The organism is Photorhabdus hindustanensis (genome assembly GCF_002968995.1).
GTDB lineage: Bacteria > Pseudomonadota > Gammaproteobacteria > Enterobacterales > Enterobacteriaceae > Photorhabdus > Photorhabdus akhurstii.
This window is the reverse complement of sequence record NZ_PUWT01000042.1, coordinates 18,231-27,474: the sequence shown is the minus strand read 5'-3', so window position 1 is coordinate 27,474 and position 9,244 is coordinate 18,231. Positions and strand designations below refer to the sequence as shown.

Annotated in this window: 8 protein-coding genes; 6 read left to right on the top strand and 2 right to left on the bottom strand. The window is 51.0% G+C overall.

Annotated features, from left to right (window positions below; genetic code table 11):
* The coding region (gene tssI / locus C6H66_RS15730) for a type VI secretion system tip protein TssI/VgrG (RefSeq protein WP_105396073.1) at positions 1 to 1,492 on the bottom strand (1,492 nt) is incomplete at its 3' end.
* Positions 1,493 to 2,059: 567 nt separating this feature from the next.
* Here tssI and C6H66_RS15725 point away from each other — a divergent pair.
* Together C6H66_RS15725 and C6H66_RS15720 are read left to right on the top strand one after the other, a co-directional pair.
* A complete protein-coding gene (locus C6H66_RS15725) occupies positions 2,060 to 2,494 on the top strand; it encodes a CesT family type III secretion system chaperone (RefSeq protein ID WP_219847623.1) in 435 nt (144 codons plus the stop codon).
* Positions 2,495 to 2,530: 36 nt separating this feature from the next.
* Complete coding sequence (locus C6H66_RS15720) at positions 2,531 to 3,829, top strand: Tle-like phospholipase domain-containing protein (protein WP_105396071.1); 1,299 nt, start codon at positions 2,531 to 2,533, stop codon at positions 3,827 to 3,829.
* Positions 3,830 to 3,918: 89 nt separating this feature from the next.
* Here the strand turns inward: C6H66_RS15720 and ampC are convergent, their stop codons facing one another.
* On the bottom strand, positions 3,919 to 5,076 hold the full coding sequence (gene ampC, locus C6H66_RS15715) for a class C beta-lactamase (protein ID WP_046396214.1): 1,158 nt from the start codon (positions 5,074 to 5,076) through the stop codon (positions 3,919 to 3,921).
* A 400-nt stretch (positions 5,077 to 5,476) separates the two neighbouring features.
* Between ampC and agaR the strand changes: the two genes are divergently transcribed.
* Genes agaR through agaV form a run of 4 tightly spaced genes read left to right on the top strand, consistent with a single transcriptional unit; the run spans position 5,477 to position 9,243 of the window.
* A complete protein-coding gene (gene agaR / locus C6H66_RS15710; protein WP_105396070.1) occupies positions 5,477 to 6,250 on the top strand; it encodes a transcriptional repressor AgaR in 774 nt (257 codons plus the stop codon).
* A gap of 35 nt (positions 6,251 to 6,285) precedes the next feature.
* Positions 6,286 to 7,581, top strand: a complete 1,296-nt coding sequence (locus tag C6H66_RS15705; RefSeq protein ID WP_105396069.1) for a D-tagatose-bisphosphate aldolase, class II, non-catalytic subunit — start codon at positions 6,286 to 6,288, stop codon at positions 7,579 to 7,581.
* A complete protein-coding gene (locus C6H66_RS15700; protein ID WP_105396068.1) occupies positions 7,578 to 8,795 on the top strand; it encodes an AgaS family sugar isomerase in 1,218 nt (405 codons plus the stop codon). Before C6H66_RS15705 ends, C6H66_RS15700 begins: the two co-directional genes overlap by 4 nt.
* Positions 8,761 to 9,243, top strand: coding sequence for a PTS N-acetylgalactosamine transporter subunit IIB (agaV, locus tag C6H66_RS15695; RefSeq protein WP_181147811.1), 483 nt, complete (start codon positions 8,761 to 8,763; stop codon positions 9,241 to 9,243). Before C6H66_RS15700 ends, agaV begins: the two co-directional genes overlap by 35 nt.
* Position 9,244: the final 1 nt, after the last annotated feature.

Genomic DNA, 9,244 nt, shown 5'->3' with positions numbered 1-9,244 from the left:
TTTTATCCCAGAGGATCTGCGTTTTCATATTCCGTTGAGCATGAATAAACACTTCCTCGCTGCCTCTTTCATCCTCAAAACGCAGTTCATTAAATCCCTGTCCTCCGCGAGTCCGGGTTTTAAAGGTGGTACGGGTTTTCTCCAGCGGTAAATCAAGCGGCGGACGGTTGAGGCCATTGTAGGTACACCCCGTCACAATCGGGCGGTCGATATCGCCGTTGAGATAGCTGACTATCACCTCCTGCCCGACACGCGGTATCGCCATAAAACCGAAACCGTTGCCGCTCCATCCTTGGGCCACCCGGACCCAGCAAGACGCGAGGTCATCCGCTTTATCGTAACGGTTCCAGTGGAAATGGATGCGTATCGCGCCGTGTTCGTTCACATAAATCTCTTCGCTTCCCGGTCCGACCACCGTGGCGACTTCATCCCCGTCCGCCAGCGGTTTGTAGCGGTAAGGGGGTCGCCAGTCCTGTCGCCCGGGAATAAAGGCGACCTCGTTGGTCAGGGTGGTTCCTTCGCCCCCGTCGTTCGACGCGACGGGTTGCTGCCCATAATGCGTGACAGACAGCACCTGCCAGCGGTCGTTCATGGCCTCTATGGGATGGGATTGCAGGGTAAAAATTTTGCCCGGACGAAGCAGGATACAGTTGGTTTTGGCGGTACCGACTTTGCTGTAGTTTTGTAACTGTTCCAGCCTCAGTTGGGTAAACGGTTTTCCTTCCGCATCCCACTGGAAACGCCCGTAACTTTCAAACACCGAATGGTGCCCGCTATCGTCGGTTGTCTCCCGGTGTTCAAGTGCGTAGTTGGGGTTAAGAAAGTTACGATCTTTCTGGACCGTGCCATTCGAACACAGGTATTCGCCATAACTCCACTGGTATGCGGTAGTATCTGTCTCGTCCGTTTCAGGATGCGTATTGTAAGTCAGATCGATACCCGCCCGCATGCCCAGATAGCAATCACAGAACAACAGCTGTTTTTCATCAAACCAGAAAATAATGCCCTCTTCCGCCGCCAGCCGGCACCAGAAATCATAGGCGGATTCGCGTTTTTGCGTGGTGTATTCCCGTTCGGCATGGCGTTTATAGAGCGTATCGCAGGTAAATAAAATACGATGCTCTTTAAGCAGGATCGTTAAGATTTCCGGTACGGACTTTCGATGGAAAATACGGCTGTCCTGATTGAGCGTCATCAGCCACATTGTGGGGCGGACAGTGAAAATATAAAAAGTGCGACGGCCGTCGGTATTATCCTGTTCAGCCCCAGTTATCACCCCATTAATGGTCCGTTCGGTGACGCCATTGCGGGTAATGGTCAGTGACGCGCTGTCCCCCAGCTGTTCATTCAGGGGAATGTCATCACGTGAGCTCACCACTTTTAACGTCAGGCGATAAAGCTGTGACAGCTCTTCCTGTAAAGTAAATTGCGCTACCTGAAAGGTGGTTTGGGGCAGCGCGCCAATTCGGCAGGTGAAAACTAATCCATCCATATTTGAAACCTTACATAACTGAACCATTATCCTGAGATGGGGATAACGCAAGAAGCTATTAAACGAGCCATGACATACGGCTCTTTTAAATAGCGCCGGTCTGTTCCGCGGTAAAAAAATGACAGCGTAAAACAGCCATCATTTAATACGTGGCGTTAGAGAGAACAACAGACCGCTTCCAGCTAAGTAGGATGGAGTGGAGACAGATAACAGAGAATTTCGCTCTCTAAATATTATGACCACAAGATCACGATATTTATCAGATGAACATGAAGAAAATGTGATTAATGTCACGCAAAATGGCTGATTTACGGTGGGGAGCAGTCACAATATCTGGAACGTGGACTCTAACCACACTTGCACGGTGCAACCCAACTGCCGGTAAGGCGCTATTTCGACGTCGATATAAAAAACTTCGCCCCGGAAATAAATCACGGCTTGCCGGTGATTGTTAACATGCTCACACTTTCTATTGCGTGCGAAACCCTTGGTCTGTAAGGGATAACGAGCGGAGAATATATCATAGTGAAAGCTTATCAACAGACAGTATCGGAATGGTTGCGCCTTGTGGGTGAACGTCAAGGCGTGGCTTTGAGCATTGGCAGCGATGGTCACTGTACTGTGCCTTTCGGCCAAGGTGGAGAGTGCGTCGTTGAAGTACCGGATAACGACGACGTTCAGGCATTTTATCTCTATATTCCTTTGTTGCGATTGCCAGCAGATGAGCCTAGCCAGTTGATGTTGACCCGGGTTGCCCTTGAGCTGAATATGTTCGGTCTTACCACCGGCGGCAGCCAGATCAGTCTGGACAGTCGTACCAATTATCTGGTGTTGAGCTTCTCCGCGTTGATCGAGATGTTCGACGAAACGACATTTATGCAGACTCTGGGGGAGTTTCTCGATCTTGGGGTCAGCTTGCAGTCTCAGTTTCAGGTAATCAGCACCCAGCAGAATGGAGCATCTGCGCTGCATCCATTACCAGGATCAGCCATCGCATGCTAAATGACAGTCATCTGAATAACCAAGGAGAATAATAAGATGTCTATTCAAGGTATTGGGCACTCTCCCAGCGCCACGGCGCTGGCGCCCCTTTTGAACGGAGAAGTACAGACACCATCTCGTAAGAATAATGTTCATCATCATCTTGCCTCCCATTACACCAGTACCGGTCTTGGTACTCAGGTATCGCCGGGCAAGGTGCTGACCACCACACTGAAATATCTGACATTGAGCGCCCCGGCTCGCAAGATTGGCACGGCCATACAGGGAGGACATGATTCCCATGCGCAGAGCGCCAAAGGTAAGGCGCGTTACTGGACTGGGGCCGTTATCAAGGGATTGGCTAATATCACGGGCGGCGCCAGTAGTGTAACGAGTGGTGCAATTTCGGTCGGTGTCGCAGGCGTTAAAAATTTGGCGGAATCCACCGGGCGTTTGCTGGCATCTTCTGCCTTGGGGCTGGCTGGAGCGGGCGCGAAGGGAGTCTCGCACCTACCGCTTGGCGCGTCCGATCGTTTGCAGGCTGGAACGCGTGCCGAACAATTGCTGAATTCTGCCAAGGTGATCGCTAAACCCACATTTGTGGCTAAAGCGGAGCAAGAGCCGTTGAATGCTGTGGGAGCTAAAGCAGTGATGGATGCGGCCCAATTGGCGAGAATCAGTTGCTCCAGTAGTTATCGGGATATGCCCGCGGGTTACAGCCATGCCGCTTTAGCTGATATCCCGTCTTCAATACTGGCCCGCCGGGAGGATGGCACTGGCGGAACCGGCAGTGAGTTAACCCTGCATGTTCGCCCCAGTAAGGGGGAGAATGATCCTTTAATCCTTGAGGGAGATGGCTGGTCTGCGCTCAAGGTCGCCGTCTACAAGCGTGACGACACTATGGTGCTCTCCTTCGTGGGCACTCAGCCAACCAAGCGTCCTGGCACTGTAAAGAGTGATGTCGGCGCGGCTTTGGGGATCAAGGACAGCGCGTTTCAGGATGCTGACCGCTTGGTCAAAGCCTTTACTAAACAATATGGCGGCAAGGTTGAGGTTCTGGGCCACTCTTTGGGCGGCGGGCTGGCGCAATATGCGGGCATCAAACATGGGATTAAAGTCACCGCATTCAACAGCATGGGTTTGCATGTAGGATTGCGGGATCGGTTAGCCGATAAGTTGGATAGTGCCAACGTCACCCACATCAATACCAGTAGCGATCCGCTGAGTCAGAAGGCCGAACATGGTATTTGGGGGCTGGATGCCTCTTCTCAGGTAGGCAAGCGTTATGTGATTGAGCATTCAGGCGGTCACCGTATGGAGTCAGTGACCGCAGGTTTGGAAGCCTTACTGGCTTAACGACTCGATATGTCAGGACAGCGCCTCCTGCGGGAGGCGCTGCCAACAGACACGGTATTTAAAGACACAGTATTTAACGCAACTGCGCGTTATTTCAGCGCTTTGAGGATTTGCCAGGCTGCTTTGATGCGCGCCTCATTGGGGTAATTTTTGTTGGCTAGCAGCACAATACCCATTTGCTCTTGCGGCACAAATGCGACATATGCTCCGAAGCCATTGGTGGAGCCGGTTTTATTGATAAAAAGCGCATCCGTTGGCGGCTCTGGCGGCGATAGTTCCGTGGCTTTATTGGCTTGATAAGCGAGCTGCGCCGAGTTGCCGCTCAGTACCTGCTCAAGGGTAACGGGCCAGTGATAAAGCTCCCAGCCCAGCCCTTGCGTCATCTCACCCACCCGGTAATAACCGGTATGGGTTGCCCGAATCGCCTGTGCTAGCTTACTGTCACCTACGCGGGAAGGATCAATATTCGCATCTACGAAACCGATCAGTTCCTGTGCACTGGTTTTCAGACCATAGGCTTCCTCATCCAGCACGCCGGGGTTTATGCGGATCGGTTTATTCTCTTTTGAATAACCGAATGCATAATTTTTCATCTCCTGCGCGGGCACGTTAAACCAGGTATGGTGTAGACCAAGCGGTGAAAGGATCTGGTTTTTCACCAGCATTGAGTAGGGTTTTTCAAGGCTTTGGGCAGCGATATAGCCCGCCAGGCCAATACTAGGATTGGAGTATTGGCGGTAGGTTCCGGGAGTGTACTTTGGCTGCCAGTGCTGAAACCAGTCCACCATTTTGCTATTGCTGTCGATCTCGTCGGGGAATTGTAACGGCAGGCCGCCCGCGGTATAGGTGGCAATATTCAGCAGGTTTATGTTGTCAAAGGCGCTGCCTGCAAGCGGTTGAAAATGATGGCTGGCCTTATCGGAGAGGGAAATGGCTCCCGTCACCTGCGCCCAAGAGATCAGGCTGCCGGTAAAGGTTTTGCTGACCGAACCTAACTCAAAGATTGTCTCTTTGGTGACCGGCGTGTTGTTCTCTTTTGACGCGTCACCGTATTGATAGAAAAAATGTTGACCGCGGAAAGTCACCGCGATCGCCATTCCTGGAATGTCATATTCCTGCATCAGGGAGTGTATGGTCTTATCAACAGTATTTGTCAGACGGGCCTGATCGGGTGTATTCGAGGCTTGAGCGCCGAGAGAAGCGGCAAGCAGTAGCCCGCCAGTCAGCACCGAAAATTGTTTTGTCATGTGATGTGTCCTTAAATTACAGTGAGAGCTTTCAGTCCGGGATTTTATCAGGATTTGTACCCCCAATCATAAAATTTGTGATCCCTATCACCTGACAAAATAAAACTTTGCGGTTGCTGATTGAAAACCAAGCGCTTTCGTTTCTTTATATCAATTGTTACCCAAAAGGTGGATGAAAACTGATTTTTGGGTAACTAGTCAGTAACCAGAAAATTTAATATTTTCTTTCGCTTTGTTTCTAATCGAAACCTTTTATGCCTATTTTTGTCTATATAATAGACTGTAATAGCGATCACAATTTCGTTTGGTTGCTTTTGCTGTAATTAAATCGAAAGAGAGGGAAAGCAATTCATCACAGGCGGCATAAATTTATTGCTGAAAATCTGAGGGGTATAACGCAATGGCTGTGGATACCGTAAAAAGACGTGAACAGATTATCGACTTGTTGTGTCATGAAGGCAGCGTGCGTGTTGAGCATCTGAGCACCCGTTTTGGGGTTTCCAGCGTCACTATCCGTAATGACCTGCGTTATCTGGAGCAAAAAGGTTGTGCATTGCGTTCCTATGGCGGCGCCATGTTGAATCAGCAATTCGCCTTTGATCGCCCCTTGCAAGATAAAGGCCGGATAAATCGTGATGTGAAATCGCGCATTGCGGCCAAGGCGGCACAGTTTGTTCAGGATGGTGATGCCCTGATCCTTGATTCCGGCTCGACTACCACGCAAATCGCGCCATTTCTTAAAGAGCGGCGTGATTTGGTCGTCATGACTAACGCGTTGAATATCGCCTATGAACTGGCGGGGTTTGACCGGATGGAGGTGATGGTGCTTGGCGGGAGTGTGCGTCAAAACTCCTACTCGCTCTATGGTCCGGCTGCGGAACAACAATTACGTCAATATCGCTTTGACACCCTATTTCTTGGCGTCGATGGTTTTGATCTGGAAGCAGGGATAACCACGCCACATCCCGGTGAAGCTCACCTTAATCGCGTAATGTGTGAGGTGGCGCATGAAATTATCGCGGTGGCGGATGCCAGTAAATTTGGGCGCAGAAGTTTTTGCATGATCCGTCAGGCCGGACAGATTCATCGGCTGATTACTGACAGTCGGATCCCCGATAACTACAAGCGGGCATTAATTGAACTCGGCGTGGATGTGGTTATTGCCGACGAATAGTTCTTACCGAGATTCTTGCCCGCATGGGAGACACCATGCAGTCACTATTACAACTTATCCGTCGTCATAAATCAGGTGAAGCGGTGGGGATCTATTCGGTCTGTTCCGCTCATCCTTGGGTATTGGAAAGCGCTTTACGCGTCGCTAAAGAGCGTAAGACCTCGGTACTGATTGAAGCAACTTCTAATCAGGTCAATCAGTTTGGCGGTTACACCGGGATGCAACCGGCTCAATTCCGGGATGTAGTTTGGCAGCAGGCCGATCGCATTGGGTTGCCGCGTGATCGTATCTGGTTAGGAGGCGATCATCTTGGACCAAATGCCTGGCAGGATCTTCCCGCTGAACAGGCGATGAAACTGGCTGAAACGTTGATACACGATTATGTGGCGGCGGGGTTTCGTAAGATCCACCTCGATTGCTCGATGTCTTGTCTGGATGATCCAACGCCGCTGGGCGACAACGAGGTTGCGGTACGCGCGGCTCGTTTGTGTCAGGTGGCTGAACGTTGTTGGCAGCAGGTGGGGGGAGAACCACCGGTTTATGTGATAGGTACCGAAGTGCCAGTACCGGGCGGAGCTAAAGAAGCATTAGAAGGAATGCAGGTCACTACGCCTCAGGCTGCGGCTACAACGTTGAATGTTCATCAACAAGCCTGGCGATTGGCTGGATTGGAACCGGTATGGCCGCGGGTGATTGCGCTGGTGGTGCAACCGGGTGTGGAGTTCGATCACCACCATATCGAACATTATCAACCTGAACGTGCAGCGGCGCTGAGTCAATATATCGAATCTCAACCCTATTTAGTCTATGAAGCCCATTCCACTGATTATCAAACGGCGCAAGCTTACCGTGAATTGGTTCGTGATCACTTTGCCATTCTGAAAGTCGGTCCGGCTTTGACTTTTGCTTTACGGGAGGCGCTGTTCGCACTCGATAAAATCGATAGTGAATGGAATGGGGAACAGGGCGCGGCTCATCTGTGCGCCACGCTGGAACAGGTCATGCTTGAGCAGCCGGAGCACTGGAACCGCTATTATCACGGTACACCGCATCAACAGTTTATTGATCGTCAATACAGTTTGAGTGATCGCGTTCGTTACTACTGGCCGCATCCTCAGGTACAACAGGCAGTGGATACTTTGATGGATAACCTGCGTTGTCGCCCGGTTTCCCTTTCACTACTGAGTCAGTACCTGCCTGAGCAGGCGCAGGCGGTTAATGCCGGCAGGCTGGATAATGACCCACACGCTTGGGTGTTGGATAAAATTCGTTCTGTGCTCTTGAGCTATGCGCAGGCTTGTGAGCCAGAGGTACAAGGAGTTTTAACATGAATGAGCTGTTTTCCTATACCGAAGTCTGGTTGCGTGAGCATCATGCGCTGCATACTGCCAGAGAGATCCATCAACAGCCCGAGCTTTGGCGTCAGTTATATCAAAATCTGCAATGTGAGGAGGGGTTGTGGCGGCCCTTTTTGCAGCCTTTATTATCAGATCCAGAGTTACAGATAGTGCTGTGTGGCGCAGGTTCTTCCGCGTTTATCGGGCGCACGCTGGCGCCTTGGTTGCGTGAGCAGTGTGGATTGAATGTGGTCGCGTACAGCACGACAGATATTGTGCCTTCTCCTTTGCAATATCTCGATCCAACACGTTCAACCTTGCTGATTTCCTATGGGCGATCGGGCAATAGCCCGGAGAGCGTGGCGGCGGTAAAACTGGCGGATCAGCTCCTGCCACGCTGTTATCACCTGATGCTGACCTGTAATCCCGGTGGTGCGTTAGCGCGTTATGCTGAAGGGCGCGCTCACGTCTGTTCGTTGAATATGCCACAGGGTGCTCATGACCAGAGCTTTGCTATGACGTCCAGTTTCAGTTGTATGACGTTAGCAACAGTGTTGCTGCTAGGGCCGTTGACGTTGGAACAGAGTGGTGAGGCGTTGATGACGATGATCGCGTTGTGTGAGCGGGAAAGGGGGCAGTGGCAGGCACAAGTTAAGCGGCTGGCATGCAGTGGTTTTAAGCGCATGATGTGTCTGGGTTCCAGTTGTTTTACTGGGATAGCAGAGGAGGGGGCGCTCAAGATGCTGGAGTTGACCGCCGGGCATGTCGCCACCCGTTACGACTCATCAATGGGGGTGCGTCATGGGCCGAAATTTATGATCGAACGCGATACGCTGGTGGTCATGATGCTCTCTGCTGATCAGCATCGTCGTCGTTATGATCTCGATCTTTGGCATGAACTGAATCATGACGGATTGGCGTGTCAAATTGTTGCACTGAGTGGCACACAGGGGAAAGGGTTCACGGTGATTAATAGTGAACAAGACGATATCTGGCTGTTGTTCCCCTATTTGATATTTTTGCAGATGTTAGCGTTTGAAACCTCGCTGGCACTGGGCATAACGCCAGACAATCCATGTCCGACAGGGGAAGTCAACCGCGTGGTGAAGGGGGTGGAAATTTATCCCTATCATCCACCGTATTCACCAAGAATAAAATGTAGCAGGAGTGATTATGTCGATACCGAATATTTTAATGACCCGAATTGATAACCGGTTGGTGCACGGTCAAGTCGGTGTGACCTGGACCAATTCACTGGGGGCCAATTTGGTATTGGTGGCTAACGATCAAGCTGCCGGTGATTTGATGCAGCAAAATCTGATGGATATGGTGGTTTCTGATGGGGTTCAGACGCGTTATTTCACCCTGCAAAAAACCATTGATGTGATTCATAAAGCGGCTGAACGCCAGAAAATTTTCATCGTCTGTAAAACGCCGCAGGATGTACTGACGCTGGTAAAGGGCGGAGTACCGATCCGCTTCGTTAACGTGGGCAATATGCATTTTTCTGAGGGAAAGCGTCAAATCCATAAGACGGTTTCGGTTGATGACAGTGACGTGGTGGTGTTTCGTGAACTGGAGCAACTGGGCGTCACTTGCGAAATTCGGCGGGTGCCGGATGAAGCAGGAGAACCTATCGCCAAATTGCTGGTTTGAG

Bases quoted from the DNA above. Each gene is read 5' to 3' on its own strand.
- C6H66_RS15720 (WP_105396071.1), top strand. From the start codon at position 2,531: ATGTCTATTCAAGGTATTGGGCACTCTCCCAGCGCCACGGCGCTGGCG.
- ampC (WP_046396214.1), bottom strand. From the start codon at position 5,076: ATGACAAAACAATTTTCGGTGCTGACTGGCGGGCTACTGCTTGCCGCT.
- agaR (WP_105396070.1), top strand. From the start codon at position 5,477: ATGGCTGTGGATACCGTAAAAAGACGTGAACAGATTATCGACTTGTTG.
- C6H66_RS15705 (WP_105396069.1), top strand. From the start codon at position 6,286: ATGCAGTCACTATTACAACTTATCCGTCGTCATAAATCAGGTGAAGCG.
- C6H66_RS15700 (WP_105396068.1), top strand. From the start codon at position 7,578: ATGAATGAGCTGTTTTCCTATACCGAAGTCTGGTTGCGTGAGCATCAT.
- agaV (WP_181147811.1), top strand. From the start codon at position 8,761: ATGTCGATACCGAATATTTTAATGACCCGAATTGATAACCGGTTGGTG.